13 protein-coding genes are annotated in these 15,704 nt (G+C 55.0%); all 13 read left to right on the top strand.

Features of this window, described 5'->3' with window-relative positions:
• Window positions 1–77 precede the first annotated feature (77 nt).
• Window positions 78–452, top strand: coding sequence for a hypothetical protein (locus ACXJJY_RS11820; RefSeq protein WP_456388026.1), 375 nt, complete (start codon window positions 78–80; stop codon window positions 450–452).
• A 27-nt stretch (window positions 453–479) separates the two neighbouring features.
• Window positions 480–794 carry an HPr family phosphocarrier protein gene (locus ACXJJY_RS11815; protein WP_456388024.1) on the top strand — a complete coding sequence of 105 codons (315 nt, stop codon included), beginning with the start codon at window positions 480–482 and terminating at the stop codon, window positions 792–794.
• A complete protein-coding gene (gene ptsP, locus ACXJJY_RS11810; RefSeq protein WP_456388022.1) occupies window positions 791–2,584 on the top strand; it encodes a phosphoenolpyruvate--protein phosphotransferase in 1,794 nt (597 codons plus the stop codon). The genes ACXJJY_RS11815 and ptsP overlap by 4 nt, the downstream gene beginning before the upstream one ends.
• A complete protein-coding gene (thiL, locus tag ACXJJY_RS11805; protein ID WP_456388020.1) occupies window positions 2,584–3,582 on the top strand; it encodes a thiamine-phosphate kinase in 999 nt (332 codons plus the stop codon). Before ptsP ends, thiL begins: the two co-directional genes overlap by 1 nt.
• 88 nt (window positions 3,583–3,670) lie before the next feature.
• Window positions 3,671–6,232 (top strand): PEP/pyruvate-binding domain-containing protein, encoded by a 2,562-nt coding sequence (locus tag ACXJJY_RS11800; RefSeq protein WP_456388018.1) that lies wholly within the window; start codon window positions 3,671–3,673, stop codon window positions 6,230–6,232.
• Window positions 6,229–7,323 (top strand): protein-tyrosine phosphatase family protein, encoded by a 1,095-nt coding sequence (locus ACXJJY_RS11795; RefSeq protein ID WP_456388016.1) that lies wholly within the window; start codon window positions 6,229–6,231, stop codon window positions 7,321–7,323. Before ACXJJY_RS11800 ends, ACXJJY_RS11795 begins: the two co-directional genes overlap by 4 nt.
• Window positions 7,323–8,741, top strand: coding sequence for a sigma-54-dependent transcriptional regulator (locus ACXJJY_RS11790; RefSeq protein ID WP_456388014.1), 1,419 nt, complete (start codon window positions 7,323–7,325; stop codon window positions 8,739–8,741). The genes ACXJJY_RS11795 and ACXJJY_RS11790 overlap by 1 nt, the downstream gene beginning before the upstream one ends.
• Window positions 8,741–9,127 (top strand): YkgJ family cysteine cluster protein, encoded by a 387-nt coding sequence (locus tag ACXJJY_RS11785; protein WP_456388012.1) that lies wholly within the window; start codon window positions 8,741–8,743, stop codon window positions 9,125–9,127. Before ACXJJY_RS11790 ends, ACXJJY_RS11785 begins: the two co-directional genes overlap by 1 nt.
• 447 nt (window positions 9,128–9,574) lie before the next feature.
• Window positions 9,575–10,024, top strand: coding sequence for a hypothetical protein (locus ACXJJY_RS11780; protein ID WP_456388010.1), 450 nt, complete (start codon window positions 9,575–9,577; stop codon window positions 10,022–10,024).
• Window positions 10,021–11,583: a two-component system sensor histidine kinase NtrB gene (locus ACXJJY_RS11775; protein WP_456388008.1), complete on the top strand. Its 1,563-nt coding sequence runs from the start codon at window positions 10,021–10,023 to the stop codon at window positions 11,581–11,583. The genes ACXJJY_RS11780 and ACXJJY_RS11775 overlap by 4 nt, the downstream gene beginning before the upstream one ends.
• A gap of 46 nt (window positions 11,584–11,629) precedes the next feature.
• Window positions 11,630–12,016 carry a response regulator gene (locus ACXJJY_RS11770; protein ID WP_456388006.1) on the top strand — a complete coding sequence of 129 codons (387 nt, stop codon included), beginning with the start codon at window positions 11,630–11,632 and terminating at the stop codon, window positions 12,014–12,016.
• 21 nt (window positions 12,017–12,037) lie between these two features.
• On the top strand, window positions 12,038–13,708 hold the full coding sequence (locus ACXJJY_RS11765; RefSeq protein ID WP_456388004.1) for a GAF domain-containing protein: 1,671 nt from the start codon (window positions 12,038–12,040) through the stop codon (window positions 13,706–13,708).
• 204 nt (window positions 13,709–13,912) lie between these two features.
• Complete coding sequence (locus ACXJJY_RS11760) at window positions 13,913–15,604, top strand: sulfite exporter TauE/SafE family protein (RefSeq protein ID WP_456388002.1); 1,692 nt, start codon at window positions 13,913–13,915, stop codon at window positions 15,602–15,604.
• Window positions 15,605–15,704: the final 100 nt, after the last annotated feature.

Raw genomic sequence — 15,704 nt, 5'->3', positions numbered from 1 at the left:
TTGACGGAGATCATTCTGGCACCAGAAAGCAACAGGAGGAACGGGAAACTCCTGCGGGAGAAGGAATCGAGATGCCCATGGAAAAATTGATAGCAGAGTTGAAACAGGTGGTGGAGTTCAAGGATACTACCGAACCGGGGGACCTGGTGCTGCTGGTGGCCAGGAAACCGCAGATGCTTGTTTACGCTCTGGTGACCGCCATTGAAAGGGATACCTCGCGTCGTGATGAATGGTGGCATGTGACTATGCAGGTGCTCACCGTGCCGCCACAGAAGATGACCTGGACCCTGCGCACTCCGCAAATGACCGGCCAGGAAATTTTTACCATGGGCGGGGAAGAGCGTTTTGTCAAGGCGGTCCGCTTCGATCTCGATCAGCCTGGTCCGCCCAGGGGGGCGCAGCCCGGACCGGATAAGAAAACAGGAAAGACCCGGCTCCGGGTTGTCAAATAAGCTGGTTGCGGGATAGAGAGCCTTTGCATGTCTCCAGCCGCGGAACAGGGGCCCGAAGACTTGCGATCAGCGGAAAAGGTGCTGGAGCGCGAGTGCGTTGTCTGTAATGCCAGGGGCGTCCATGGTCGGGTGGCCGCCGCTCTGGCCCGGGTGGTTCTGAATCGTGAGGTTGCAATCCGTTTGATCCGGGACCGTGAGGATGTTGACTGTGGATCCATTCTCGATATCCTGAGCCTGGCTCTGGTCGCCGGAACCAGGGTGACGATCCGGGCTGAGGGCAAAGACGCTGCCTTGGCCCTGGAGGAAGTGGTGAAAATCCTGGAACAGGAAAAAGATCCATGAAACACAGCAGCGCGCAGGCTACCGGGCCGGAACCCAGGACCTTCTATGGTATCGGCGCCTCCGGCGGTATCGTGGTGGGCCGGGTCCTGGTACTCATGCGCCGTACCCGCAGGGCAGGCTGGTATCATCTGCCACCGGAACAGATAGACAGTGAAGTTGACAGGTTCCGGACCGCGGTTGATCAGGCGGAAGCTGAGCTTAAGGAATTCCGCAGTCAGTTGGCCGAAGATCTGGCCGATTCCCTTTCCATCATCGATTCCCACATCCTGATGGTGCGAGACCGGATGATCCTGGATCGCACGGTGGAGATTATCAGGACAAAACAGATAAACGCCGAGTGGGCCCTGGCCAGAGCCCTGGGGAGAATAAAAGAAAAGTTCGACCGCATTGACGACCCCTATCTCAAGGATCGCTACAACGATATCAAGTATGTGGCCGACCGGGTGTTTGGACTGCTCTCGGGACGGGAGTTGACCCCGCTGTCCGGTATCGATGAGCCTGTCATCGTTGTGGCCCATGACTTCTCGCCGGAAGACACCATGGGGATGCGGTCGGAAAATGTCCTTGGTTTTGTCTGCGAGTCCGGTGGAGTTACCTCACACACCGCTATTGTCGCCCGTTCGCTTGGCATCCCGGCGGTTCTTGGCCTGGAACACATCACCCGTGAATGTGTTACCGGCGATCGTATCATTCTGGATGGATTCTCCGGGCGGGTCTACCTTCATCCTACCCCTGATCAGCAGAAACAGTACCTGGAATATGAGCGCCAGCATCGTGATTTTTCCCAGGAACTGGCCTTTTACATCCATCTTGCTTCCGAGACTCTGGACGGACACAGGGTCCGGCTGGCCGCCAACATCGAAATGCAGGATGAACTGGACACGGTGCTGCGCTACGGTGCCGAGGGAATAGGTCTGTTCCGTACCGAGTTCGATTATTTTCACCGCGAGCAGGTGCCGGATGAAGAGATGCTTTATGCCACCTACCGGGACCTGGTCACTACCCTGGCGCCTCATCCTGTGACCATCCGGACCCTGGACACCGGCGGCGACAAGTTTACCGGTCATCTCTGTACCAGTGGAGTACGGCTGGGGCGGGAACGTAACCCGGCCCTGGGATTACGTTCCATCCGCTTGTCCCTGCGGGAGCCCTCTTTGTTCAAGGTGCAGCTCAGCGCTTTGCTGCGGGCTTCTGCCCACGGACGGCTGCGCATATTGATGCCGATGATTTCTTCTCTCTGCGAGTTGCGGAGGGTGAAGGATATTTTTGTCCAGGTCATGGAGGAGCTTAAGCGAAATCGCCTGCCGTTCAACCCCAGGGTCGAGGTGGGGATCATGGTCGAGGTGCCAAGTGCCGTGATCATGGCCGACACCCTGGCGGCCGAAGTGGATTTTTTCAGTATCGGTACCAATGACCTGATCCAGTATTCCCTGGCCATCGACCGTGGTAACGAATACGTGGCCCATATGTATGAGCCACTTCACCCGGCAGTCCTGCGTATGATTCGTCAGACCGTGGAAGCGGCTCATTCCAGGGGAATCGAGGTCTCGCTTTGCGGGGAGATGGCCGGAGACGTGGTAACCGTGCCGGTGCTGCTGGGCCTTGGGGTGGACGAACTCTCCATGCGGCCCTCGGCCCTGCCGTTTGTCAAGCGGATCCTGCGCCACTCCTGCTCCAAACAGCTTCGTGAACTGGGTAACCGGGTGCTCCAGTGCGGCGACGGCGGAGAAGTGCGGAATTTTCTCACCAGCTACCTGCCCAAATACTATCCAGAGGAGTTTGGCCAGTGATGCGAGAGCGTGAAATGATTCAGGCCATCAGTGATCTTGTGGGCCAGAAGGAGCTGGCCCAGGGCCTTCTACATTCCATTGGTGATGACTGCGCGGTCATCAGCAGGACCGACCGCAGCGTATGGTTGCTCAGTATGGATTCCCTGGTTGAGCAGGTCCATTTTGATCTGCGCTTCCACCCGGCTTACCAGCTCGGTCGCAAGGCGGTGTCGGTTAATGTCAGCGACGTGGCGGCCATGGGTGGTGAACCGAAGTTTCTGCTGCTCTCTCTGGGCCTTACCCCTGAGCTGGATCAGGCATGGTTTAAGGAGTTTATGGCCGGCCTCGATTCAGCCTGCCGGGAGTATGGCTGCCTGCTCATTGGCGGTGACACGGTGTCCTCGCCCAGGGGGCTGACCCTGACTTTGACCATTATCGGTGAACAGGACCGGGAGGCGGTGATCTATCGGAGCGAAGCCCGGCCCGGTGACGAGATCTGGGTCAGTGGCAAGCTTGGCCTGGCGGCAGCTGGACTGGACCTGTTCCGCCTGGGTAACGGTCTCGAAGATCCCGACTTCAAGCCTCTCCTGACCAGTCACCTGGATCCCCGGGCCCGGGTTGAACTGGGACTCGCTCTGGCTGGAAGCGGGGTGGCGCGGGCGATGCTTGACCTGTCCGACGGGTTGGCCACGGATCTGGCCCATCTCTGCAAGGAGAGCAGGGTAGGAGCCATGGTTGAGGCCAGGCTCCTGCCCGGTCATCCGGCCCTGGATCGGGCCGCTGTCCTGTTGGACCGAGATCCCATGGACTGGATGATTCGCGGCGGTGAGGATTATGAACTCCTGTTTACCGCCCCTCCGTCCGCAGCGAAAACTATCCAGTCTCTGGCCGCAGACCAGAACGTGCCGGTGAGCAGGATCGGGTGGATCGTCCGGGGGCGAGGCGTGGTTCTCATCCGGGGGGACAGGGACGAAGGGGAGCCTGAACGGATAGATTTCCAGGGGTATGAGCATTGTTGATGGGGCACCTGAGATGACTTGTATTTTTTCCCTTGCATTATCGGTCTAGTACGGACCCTGTGATGCATCACGGAGGATCAAGAGAGGCATGACAGTCGCAAATCTTTTCAAACACTGGACATATCGAATATTTGCCCCTGGTGTTGTGCTGCGCGAGACCTATGAGGCCTTCAAGGAACTGTTGGTCCATGATTCCCGCTGCCATGAGCTCATGGCAGAGTTCGAGATCCTTTACTATCAGGGAAAACGTGAAGATTTGGCTGCGGTTCGTAAACGTTACGATTGTTTCAGTCACGAAGTGGAGGGTATGGTTTCCTGTCTGGAACGAATGGCACCCGGGGCCTGGGTCGATCTGCGCGAGTATTACCGCAAATTTGACTTTTATGTCCGTTTTCTTCTTGCCCCTCCGTCCCTGAACATCACGCCCCCCTATGTCCTTTCACTGGAAGATCCGGATCTTACTCCTGAGATGGGTGGCAACAAGGCCTGGAATCTTGGCCTGCTCATCCGCAAACTCGGGGCCCCGGTTCCTGATGGCTTTGTCATCACCACCACGGCCTTCAACTACCTGTTGGAATACAACAACCTGCGTTCACGGATCGATGAACTGCTGGTCGAGTTAGATATCGAATCCAGTAGCTCCCTGGGCCGGATATCGGCCCGTCTTCAGTCTCTGATTCTGGAGGCGGAAATCCCTCCGGATATTCGGGAAGCTGTGTTCTCGGCTTGTTCCGGTCTCAAGCAGCGGACCGGGCATGAGGTACTTGTCGCTGTACGTTCATCTGCCGTGGCCGAAGACAGCGGTCATTCCTTTGCCGGACAGTACACCAGTGTGCTCGGGGTCGGGCAGGAGAAAATTCTCGATGCCATGCGTCAGGTTCTGGCCTCCAAGTACAGTCCCCAGTCTCTTTTTTACCGGATCACCCTGGGGCTTGGCGACGAGGAGACTCCCATGGGGGTCCTGGTGCTCAACATGGTAGACGCCAGGGCCAGCGGGGTGATGTATACCCGGGATCCGGACGCCTCGGCCGCCGATCGTCTGGTTGTTCACGCTGTTTTCGGTCTGGGGGAGCCTCTTGTTTCCGGGGAAACCCTGCCTGATATCTATGCGGTATCCCGCAAGACCATGGAGGTCGTCTCCTTTTATCCTGGACGTCATCAGATGATGCGCCGGTTAGGGAAGTGTGAGCTCGAGGATGTGCCGATCCCTGCCAGGGATCAGGGCGAACCTGTTCTTTCCGACGAAGAGGTTCGCAACCTTGGTCGCTGGGGGGTAAGGATAGAAGAGTATTTCTCTTCGGCTCGCGATGTGGAATGGGCCCTGGGGCCTGACAGGGAAATATTTCTGGTCCAGAGCCGACCTCTGGCCGTGGAAGAGGGTGGCGGTTCGGGGAAGCAGGAGGAGTTCCGGCCGCCCATCACAGTGAAACCGCTCTTAGACGGCGGCGAAAGGGCATCCGGCGGAGTGGCCTGTGGGGAGGTCTATCGGGTGGATGCGCAACACGCCCTTGGTGATATTCCCGAAGGTGCCATACTGGTAACGGAGAACACCGCCCCGTCCCTGGTTCGGATCTTGAGCCGTCTGGGCGGGGTGGTGGCGGACAAGGGGTCCACTGCCGGTCATTTTGCCACGGTATGCCGGGAATTCGGTATTCCGTTGCTGGTGGCTACGGGCGAAGCTACCCGCCTTCTTGCGCACGGGATGACTGTGACTCTGGACGCGGACAACCGGGTAGTCTATCCCGGCCGGATCAGTTTTCTGCTGGCAAACAGGAAAACAGCGGATCGCCCCTCCCGGGAGGATCTGCCCTGGTTTAAGAAGTTGCGGGCCATTCTCGATTTTATAACCCCGCTTAAACTGGTGGATCCCTCGTCTTCAGATTTTGTTCCCCGTTCGTGTCGCTCCCTCCATGACATCATTCGGTTTGTCCATGAAAAGGCGGTGCAGACCATGTTTTCCCTGGGTGATTCCCTTACCGGTTCGGCCGGGAAATGTTTCCGCCTGCAGACCGATCTGCCGCTGGATATTTACCTGATAGACGTGGGCGACGGTTTGAAACCAGGCAGGATTCAGGGAAACAGTGTAACCCTCGGCCAGATTACCAGTCATCCGTTTCTGGCCCTGTGGAAAGGGATCAGTCATCCTGGTATTGATTGGCACTCACACGGACATTTTGACTGGAAGACCTATGACGATGTGGCCCTTGCCGGCGGGATCGCAGGCCAGGGCTCGGCCGATCTGGCGACCTATGCTGTCATAAGTCGGGATTATCTGAACATGAACATGCGCTTTGGTTATCATTTCACCCAGGTTGATGCCCTGTGCGGCCCCGAGGACCGGACCAATTACTGCATGCTTCGTTTTGCCGGGGGTGGCGGCGAGTTTACCGGCAGGGAGCTCAGGATTGAATTTCTTCGTCGTGTTCTTCAGGAGCTTGGTTTCGATGTGACGGTCCGGGCGGATCTTCTCGATGGTCGTCTTGGCGAGATGGACAGCGACACCCTTTCCCGGCGGCTCGACATGCTCGGCCGCCTGCTTGGTGCCACCAAGCTCATGGATATGGTACTGCACGATGAACATGATGTGGATGTGGCTGTCCAGGCTTTTTTTCAGGGACACTACAATTTTTCTTCCATGGAGTCGTCATGATCTGGTTCAGGTCCGGGAAGGGGCGCAAGAAAAAGGCAAAAGAAAAGAAGCATCGCTATCCCCTTATCTGGATCACCAGTCAGCTTGCGGTAGGTTATGCACCCATGTCCTATGCCGAGCTCGACTCCATCCGTAATCAGGGAATCGATGCCATTGTCAATCTTTGCGGTGAATACTGCGATCTGCATGAAATAGAGGAGAATTCCGGTTTCGAGGTCTATTATCTTCCCATTCCTGACGAATGTGCGCCGGATATGGAGGAGATGGAAAAGGCGCTGGAATGGCTCGACGAAGCCATCTATCTGGGCAAGAAGGTGCTTGTCCACTGCCGTCACGGTCACGGCCGGACCGGGACCTTTGTTTCGGCGTATCTTCTGCGCAAGGGACTTGGCATGAAGATGGCGGAAAAAAAACTGAAAAACACTCCGGCCGGGCCGACCAATTACAGTCAGTGGAGCCTTTTGCGCAAGTATGGGAAAAAGGAAGGCCAGTTGAGTCTGGCCGAGCCGGCCATCGAACCCCATTCGACAGTAGACATGGAACCGCATCTTCAAGCCTACCGTGAACTGGTGGCCGAGGTGGACACGGAACTGGAAAAACGTGCCCTCTCTCCCGGGTGCGGCACGAAGAACAGTCGTTGCTGTCGGGAATATTTCACCTTGACTCTCATCGAAAGCATTGCTCTCCACTCGGCCATAAACCGCCGTCTCAAGCAGGAGGACCGTTACAGGGCCATTGAACGTGCAACCCGACTTGCTGCTAAAATAAAGAAGCTCCGCCATGAGCAACCTGCCGCTGGTCCTGACCGGTTTGCCGATGCCGGGCTTTACTGTCCCCTGCGGCTTGATACGGGCTGCCAGCTTTTTGATGAGCGACCGCTGCGTTGCCGGGTATGGGGCTTTGAGGATCTTCGTATCAGGCAGGACGTGGAAGACAGGCTTGCCAACCTTTCACGAAACGTCTATTTTGCATTGACCGGGGAATTTCCCCCGGCGGAGGGGTTGTGTTTTTCCATGGCCGACACGGTTTCAGGAAAATTCGTCCAGGTTTATTTCCATGCCATGATGCAGCATCATGGAGCGGATAGCTAATGGATCAGCACGATTTGGGCAGGAAAGTACTCGTTGTCGATGACGAACTGGATATGCTGCGCATGCTGGCCAAGGTCATCGCCAAAAAATGTGGCGTCGAGGTGGAGACCGCACCATCGGCCCACGAGGCTATGGTTAAGATCAAGTCCTGGGTTCCCGATGTTGTGATCACCGATATCAAGATGCCCGGCATGGATGGGCTGGAGTTCCTGGAATGGTTGACCCGGTTTGATTCCACCATTTCCACCATTATCATGACCGGGTACGGAACCATTGAAATGGCCGTTCAGGCCCTCAAGGAAGGGGCCTATGATTTTTTCGAGAAACCATTTGAAAACGAAAAGATAGTCCATGCGGTCACCCGGGCCATGGAGCGTACCCGGCTGCTGCGGGAAAACCTGCAGCTGCAGCAACGTCTGACCGAGAACCAGCGGGCCTTTGGCTTTGTCGGCAAATCCCGTCGGCTCTGCCAGACGCTCGATCTTCTCGCGCGGCTGGCTCCATCCAATGCCACGGTGCTCATCCGTGGCGAGTCCGGCACCGGCAAGGAGCTTGCGGCCCGGGCTCTGCACGCAATGAGCAAGAGGGGGCGGCGGCGGATGGTCACCGTCAACTGCCCGGCCCTGCCTGAACAGATTCTGGAGTCTGAGCTGTTTGGATATCGAAAAGGGGCCTTTACCGGGGCTGACAGCGACAAGGACGGTCTCTTTCTGGAAGCGGACGGCTCCACCATCCTCCTTGATGAGATTGCCGATATTCCCATCTCGATCCAGACCAAACTGTTGCGGGTGCTTCAGGAAAAGGAGATCCAGCCCCTGGGTCAGACAAGGCCCATCAAGGTGGATGTCCGCGTTCTTGCCTCCACCAATCAGGATCTGGAGGCCAAGATCGAAAGAGGCGAGTTCCGTGAAGACCTCTTTTATCGTCTTAATGTCATGACCGTGACCATGCCCACCCTGGCGGAGATCGTCAACGATATCCCTCTGCTGGCCCAGCATTTTCTCGAGCTCTACAGCAAGGAGTATGGCCGAAACGACCTGGAATTTACCCCCGAAGCCCTGCAGTGTCTCATGCGCCGGACCTGGAAGGGCAATATCCGTGAGCTGCAGAATGCCATCAACCAGGCGGTCCTTCTCTGTTCGGGGCCCCGGATCGCCCCGGGCGATCTGATCACCGACTCCGAAGCCGATATTCCGGGCGATGCAGTTGCCAATCGCACTCAGGCCTGCTTTCTCCATCTGCCCTATAAAAAGGCCAAGGAGGAGGTGATCAGCTGTTTCACCAGTTCCTATCTGACCAATGCACTTACTGCCACCCATGGCAACGTTTCTGCTGCAGCCAGACAGTGTGGTATGGAACGCCAGGCCTTCCAGCGTCTCATGCGGCGGCACGGGATCAAATCAGAGGATTTCCGTTGATGGGTTCCTTTTCTCTTTCCTCATCTTCTGACCAGGACCAGGTCTATTGTCACTACTGTCCCGGCTATTGCTGCTACCGGCTCGAGGGGGCCTCTCTCTATATCATGGCCGACGATATCAACCGGTTGGCCAGGCATTTCGGTATTTCCGACGGCGAGGTCCGCAAGCAATACATGGAGGGCAAGTATACCTTCAAAACCCGCAAGGATGGTTCCTGTATCTTTCTTGCCAATGACCGGCTCAGTAAACGATGCAGTGTGCATGAGGCCAGGCCAAAGCAGTGCCGCGACTATCCCTACGGCAAACCCTGCCCATATATTTCCCGTCACGACCTCCTGGCCTTGATCCACCCCCGCGTGGCCAGGGCGCTTAATATACCGGAATAGCGTTTTTTTGGGGTTGTATATTTACGATTTTTCTCCTCGGTGCATACAAAATGTTTCATCTGCAACCATACGGTTGCACCTGTGGGCTCCCAATTTTCTTTATTCTCTTTAAGTTCCTCTTCCTTTCTCCAGGCTATTTTTCCTTTGTCTTTGTAACATATTGAAAAGGCGTAGTTTTGTTTTCTGGCGCTTTTTTTCTGTCAGTTGGCATTCCATGTGCTTGATTAAAGGTGAACGTGATGGGGATTTTGTAACTCTATTTCATCGTTGAAATATCCAGGAGCGTCGACAGTGACAACGATTCGCCCAAAAGCTATTCCCGGACAACGGCCTTGCTGGGAAGCAGGGAGAGGGATCAGGTGCAACCAAGGTGTTGCGCCTGGGAGATGGCTTGTAATCGGGCTTAGGACGCTTCTCCTTTGCTGCATCCAGGCAGCGGTATGGGGCATGTTTTCCCTGACTCTCCTCCTCTCAGTTCCAGACGCTGCCTGGGCCTTGCAGTCCCATGGTCCCCCCGAAGGACTCTATGTCCACCAGATGGCCCATGTTTTTTTTATTTGTGCCCTGGGTTACCTGTTCTGGGATATCCGCCGGACTTCGTTTTCCGGGCGGGGCTGGGTCTGCCTGCAGATATTCTGCATCTTCATGATTGCCTGGAATATTCTCGCCCTGACCGGCCATGCGGCCGAACTGTTGCTTATGCCCGAAGATTTTGCCTTTGGCAACGACCATGTGCCGACCCACCTCGTCGGTGAGGTGAACCTGGTTAAAATCATCTATTTTTTTGGCAAGCTGGATCACTTGCTCTGTGTACCGGCCCTGCTCTTTCTCTTTCTGGGCCTGCGTTGTTTTTATCGAAATATAGAGGACAGTGACAATGAGGAGGGCAAGCCGTGAATCTGCCGCTCCAGGTCACCATAGCCACCGACATGGTAGGCTCGGTCACAAATATTGTTCTGGCCGTCTTTTCGCTTCGTTACGCCTATCTGCTGACCAAAAGACAGCCCGAGAACTTCCTCTGGGGGTTTCTTTTTTATTTCTGTGTTGCCTTGGTGGCCTTCTCCATTTCGCGTGCTGCGGGCCATATCGTCAAGCAGTTTCTCTTTTTTTCCGGCAATGGTGATATCTGGACCGTGATTGCCCCGTTTTCGGGCGGATTCAATACATTGCTGCTTATTTCTGTTTCTGCGGTCACTGTGTTTTATCACAAGGGGGTTGAGGCCTATCATGCGGTGGAACTGCGGGCTTCCAAACTCAAGGAGGCCAACAGGCGCCTTGAAATAGCGGCCAGCGAACTTCGTGAGTTGAACCTGCATCTGGAGGAAAAAATCGAGGAGCGCACCGCCGAGCTGGCAAAGTCGGAAAAGAAATTTCGCCACCTCTTCTCCAATTCCAAGGATATGGTCTTCTTCTGCGATACCCATCAGCAGCTCATGGACATCAATGAGTCGGGCCTGGAGATGCTGGGCTATGACCCCAGCGCTGCACCCCAGCTCAATCTCTACAGGATTTTTCATAACGAAGAAGATATTTTCACCTATTTCGAGACCATGCACCAGAAAGGGTTCATCAAGGATTTCGAGGTGGAATTCGAACGCCGGGACGGCTCGGTCATAAATGTGCTTCTGTCTGCCACCGCCATTTTCGATGAAAAGGGCGAGATGATAGGCTGCGAGGGAATAGCCAAGGATTTGACTCGGGTCAAGACCATGATGCAGCAGCTGGTGGCCAGTGAAAAGATGGCATCAGTGGGCCAGATGGCCGCCGGTGTAGCCCATGAGATCAATACTCCGCTGGGTATCATACTTGGTTACACTCAGCTGATGATGGACGATTTTCCCGAGGATTCCGAGGTCTATCAGAACCTGGCGGTCATTGAACGCCAGACCAAGGCCTCGCGCAAGATCGTCGCTGACCTGCTCAAGTTTTCCCGTCAGTCCGAGTCGGCCAGGGAGAATCTATCTCTGAACGAGATACTTACCGATGTAATCGCGGTGACCGAGCACAGTCTCAATCTGGATCATATTCAGGTACATCTCGATCTGGATCCGGACCTGCCGGAAGTGATCGGCGATGCTGAAAAGCTGCGCCAGGTTTTTGTCAATCTCATCAACAACGCCCGCCATGCCATGGAGGAAGAGGGACGGGGTGATCTCTATCTCTCCACGTACCATGACAGGGAGCACAACATGGTGGCAACCGAGGTGCGAGACACCGGGCACGGCATACCGAAAAAGGTCCAAGACAAGATTTTTGACCCGTTTTTCACCACCAAGGCTGTCGGCAAGGGTACCGGGCTTGGACTTTCGGTTTCCTATGGCATCATCAAGGACCATGGGGGCACTATCGAAGTGGAGAGTCCGGTGAAGGACCGTGATTCAGGACAACAGATTCAGGGGACCAGGTTCAGGATTTTGCTGCCGCTGGCTCAGGAGCCGGACCCGGTCGCCCTGTGAACCAAAACCGGCAAGGCACTACATCAACAACCAAGGAGGAAAAACAATGGCAGAAATACTGGCTCTCGATGATGTTCAGGACGCAACCGTCCTCATCGGAAAGATTCTTTCCAAGAAAGGACACAACGTCCACACCTTTACCGAAGAAGATGACGCGGTGAACTTTGCCAGGGAAAACAAGATCGATCTGGCGATTCTCGATATCAAACTCAAGAAGATGAGTGGAGTGGAGGTGCTGGCCCTGCTGAAAGACATCAATCCGGAAATGCATGCCATCATGCTCACCGGTTATCCCACTGTGGAAACAGCCAGGGAGGCGATCAGCCTGGGGGCTGATGAGTATTGCGTCAAGCCCATTGATCGCGATGAACTGGAAGAAAAGGTTGAAAAGGTCCTGAGCTCAAAGGTCAAGGAAAAAACAGGCCAAGTCTGATCTGTCAGACAGGAAAAGGATATGGTACCAGAGAGCAGGCCGACAAGGCAGCAGGAGTTTCTGAAGGTATTTCAGAAGGTTACCAAGCTGATTTCAATGGTTCTCGATCATCAGCAGGTGATGGATACCATTGTCCGCAGCCTGCCCGATCTGCTCGATGTGGATGCCTGTACCATCCGCCTCCTCGATGCCTCAAGTAACACCTTCGTTCTTGGCGCTGCCTACGGTCTGTCCATGGAATATCTCTCCCGTCAGTCTATCGATACCGAAGAGACCATGGAAATGATCAAGTCAGGCTACCCGGTAGCCAAGACGGATCTGGACAAGGATCCCGGTTATGTAGACCGGGAAGCCGCCAGTCGCGAGGGGATCAAGTCGGTCCTCACTCTGCCCATTCTATTCCAGGATTCCATCATCGGTATCATGCGGCTCCTGACCAGGTCCAACCGGGTTTTTTCCGCCGAGGAGGTCTCCTTCTCCATGGCCCTGGCGGAACAGGTGGGCATTGCCATATCCAATGCCCGGATGTTCAGGGAGATGGAAAACCAGGTGGATTTCATGAAAGAGGTCCAGGACATTTCCCGCCTGGTCAACTCCACTCTGGATCTGGATACAGTCCTCAATACCATCGTCGAGCGCGTGCCCCGCTCCATCGGCGCCAAGGCAGCCTCTATCAGGCTTCTCAACCCGCAGACCAACAAGCTGGAGCTGGTAGCCTCCTATGGTCTCTCTGACCGTTATCTCCAGCGGGGCCGGATCGAGGCGGAAAAGAACGTGGTCATGGTTCTTTCCGGTGACCCGGTGGCCATTTACGATGTGGCCAGCGACAAGCGGGTTTTCTACAGGGAACATATGGAAGAGGAGGGGATCAAATCGTTGCTTGCCGTGCCAATCAAGGTAGGCCGGGAGGTCATCGGAGTGCTGCGGATCCTGACCGATGAACATCACTGTTTCACCTCCTCGGAGGTCAACTTTGTCTCCACTGTGGCCGAGTCCAGCGGCACGGCCATACAGAATGCGCGGACCTACCAGAAGATGAACATGCTCTTTGCCCAGATCGAGGAAAACGAGCGATTTTTAAGTGACATCCTTGACTGTATCCGTCCAAGGCTTGTGGTGATCGATCGCCGGAAACATGTGGTCCTTGCCAACCGGGTCATGCTTGAAGAGCTGGGGTTGTCCGAAGGGGAGGTTTTGGGGATGGATTATCACGATCTCTGCCCGGCCACCGATGATTTGGACGAATCCTGCCCGGTGGACAGGGTTTTTGCCACCGGCGATGTTGCCACCCAACTGCACCGGATGACTGAGAACGGCGAGGAGCGCTGGTACGAACGAACTGCGTCCCCCATGCTCGATCCCGATGGTAATGTTCAGTATGTAATCGAGATTATACGTGATGTGACCACCAAGCTGCGTCTTGAGAAAGAGCAGATGGAGCGGATCAAGCTCCAGAGCGTGGTGGAGATGGCCGGCACCGTCGCCCATGAGATCAACTCTCCGCTTTTTGCAGCCATAGGTACGGCCCAGTTGCTTCTGGAAGATCTGCCCGGGGAAGAACACAGGCAGGAACTGGATACAGTTATCCGCAATCTGAAAACCATCAGCGAGTTGACCCGGAAAATGACCAGCATGACAGGGTTTGAAAGCCGGGACTATGTGGGCGAGACAAAGATTGTCGAACTCAAATAAGAGAGGCAGAAAGGAATACAATACGATCAATGCGCGGAAACGGTTCTGTGCGGTAACCAACAGGAGGTGCTTACAACAACAGGTTAAGGAAAGAATGTTGTCTGGTCTCAATCATGAGATATTCGTTTTTTGCAACTGAACCGGCCGCGGGCAAAGTTTCCCCGGGTGGAAGGTTCACAAAACATAAAAACAAGGAGGAGCTGTATGAAGAGAATATCACTGTTACTCGGAATTATTCTGGCGAGTCTGCTGCTTGTGAGTTCAGGAGCAATGGCACTGGATGCCAAGCTGACCTCCCAGAAGGTAAAAGCCGGTAAGTCGATTACGGTATCAGGCACTATCGAGCCCGGACAGGACCTGTTCGTGGTTATCAATACCCAGAAGATGTTCAGGCCATCAGAGGCTCCCGGGCCCAAGGAAAGAGCCCGGCTGATGAAAGGAAAGAAGGGCAAGAATGCCTTTGGTGATACCCCTATCCCGCCGAACTACTACGTAATCACCAATGTGCCGGAAAAGCTGGCAACCCCTAAGGAGGCCTGGAAGGGACAGACCAAGGGCATTTTTGCTTTTCCGCCTTTCAAGTACAAGGTTGAGGTCAACAAGATCAAAAAATGGAATGAGATCGATGACTCGATCAAGGCCATGCTCGGTCCGATTACCTCGGAAATGCAGTGGAAGTTCCTGATCTATGTCCATGAGAAGAAGTTCGGCATCAATACGGTTTCCAAGGAGAAACCCCTTGGTGGCGGTAATGCCCGGATGGTCATGACGGACTACAACACCCAGCCGAAAAAATGGAACGAAGGTGTCAGCCTGACCCTGGACAAGAAAACCGGTAAGTTCTCGGTCACCATGACACCATACAAGAACATCGCTCCCAATGCGGCGCTGGATGTGTATGTCAACGGACAGAAGGTTGATACCTTTACCATTGAAAAATCCACCTTCTTCTTCAAAACCGCCAATGTCTACATGAACCCGCTGATCGTCTTTGGCGGCGCGTTTATCATCGGCGTCCTGTTCGTAATCATGGGTGCTGCCGGTGGTCTGTTCACCGCGGCTTTCCAGATCACGGTCATTGGAACCAAAGGTCCGGTCGGTATCAACGCCGGTAACACCATCAAGCCGACCAACCTGTTTTTGACCCTGTGCTCGCCCATCACCGGTCTGATGACCTACTTCAAGGAAAAACGGTTCGCCTACCCGGTGGCCATCCCCTTTGCCATCGGTATTGTTACCGGCGCCTTTTTCATTGGTCCTCCGCTTTCGGCCAAGTATCTGAACCTGGCGGCTTTCAAATTCTACCTCGGCATTATCTGTCTTGTTATCGGCATCAAGCTTTTCACCGAGTCACTGCCGAGTTCCATTGAGAAGAAAAAGGCCATGAAGGCCATTGTCCAGAAGTTCAACGCCGCGGTCAAGGAAGCCAAGGAATCCGGCAAGGCTATGGAGATGGGCAAGATCGAGTTTGATAAATTCAACTTCATTTCCTTCGACATGCGTTTCTGGGGCGAGACCTTTGTCGCCCGGCCGCTGATGATGCTTATCGGTGGTGTCGTCATGGGGGTAATCGCCTCGTCCTTCGGTGTCGGCGGTGGCTTCATGTTTATGCCGTTCATGACCACTCTGGTGGGATATCCCATGTATTTGGCCGTACCCATAGCCCTGGCCGGTACCTTTGCCACCTCCACCGGTGGCATTGCCAAGTACGCGCTCATGGGATACCAGCCCGACTGGATCATGGCAGCTCTCATTGCTGCCGGCGCCATGTGCGGTGGTATGGTCGGTCCCAAGATCCAGAAGAAGCTTCCGGAGATTTTCCTGAAACGGATGCTGGCCCTGGCACTTATCATTGTCTTCATGAAGTACACAAAACTGCTGGTATTCCTGCGCTAAAACCAGCTGGAACCATATCAGGTGCTTTTTAAGGCACCACATTTCGGGGAGACGGGCATCATGGCCCGCCTCCCCAACCTTTGCTTGTTTTGTCTGTGAC

The sequence above is a fragment of the Desulfolithobacter sp. genome (assembly GCF_054025815.1).
Note: the sequence above shows the minus strand (reverse complement) of the source record. Positions and strands in the feature narration are given on the sequence as shown.

Bases quoted from the DNA above. Each gene is read 5' to 3' on its own strand.
- ACXJJY_RS11820 (WP_456388026.1), top strand. From the start codon at position 78: ATGGAAAAATTGATAGCAGAGTTGAAACAGGTGGTGGAGTTCAAGGAT.
- ACXJJY_RS11815 (WP_456388024.1), top strand. From the start codon at position 480: ATGTCTCCAGCCGCGGAACAGGGGCCCGAAGACTTGCGATCAGCGGAA.
- ptsP (WP_456388022.1), top strand. From the start codon at position 791: ATGAAACACAGCAGCGCGCAGGCTACCGGGCCGGAACCCAGGACCTTC.
- thiL (WP_456388020.1), top strand. From the start codon at position 2,584: ATGCGAGAGCGTGAAATGATTCAGGCCATCAGTGATCTTGTGGGCCAG.
- ACXJJY_RS11800 (WP_456388018.1), top strand. From the start codon at position 3,671: ATGACAGTCGCAAATCTTTTCAAACACTGGACATATCGAATATTTGCC.
- ACXJJY_RS11795 (WP_456388016.1), top strand. From the start codon at position 6,229: ATGATCTGGTTCAGGTCCGGGAAGGGGCGCAAGAAAAAGGCAAAAGAA.
- ACXJJY_RS11790 (WP_456388014.1), top strand. From the start codon at position 7,323: ATGGATCAGCACGATTTGGGCAGGAAAGTACTCGTTGTCGATGACGAA.
- ACXJJY_RS11785 (WP_456388012.1), top strand. From the start codon at position 8,741: ATGGGTTCCTTTTCTCTTTCCTCATCTTCTGACCAGGACCAGGTCTAT.
- ACXJJY_RS11780 (WP_456388010.1), top strand. From the start codon at position 9,575: ATGTTTTCCCTGACTCTCCTCCTCTCAGTTCCAGACGCTGCCTGGGCC.
- ACXJJY_RS11770 (WP_456388006.1), top strand. From the start codon at position 11,630: ATGGCAGAAATACTGGCTCTCGATGATGTTCAGGACGCAACCGTCCTC.
- ACXJJY_RS11765 (WP_456388004.1), top strand. From the start codon at position 12,038: ATGGTACCAGAGAGCAGGCCGACAAGGCAGCAGGAGTTTCTGAAGGTA.
- ACXJJY_RS11760 (WP_456388002.1), top strand. From the start codon at position 13,913: ATGAAGAGAATATCACTGTTACTCGGAATTATTCTGGCGAGTCTGCTG.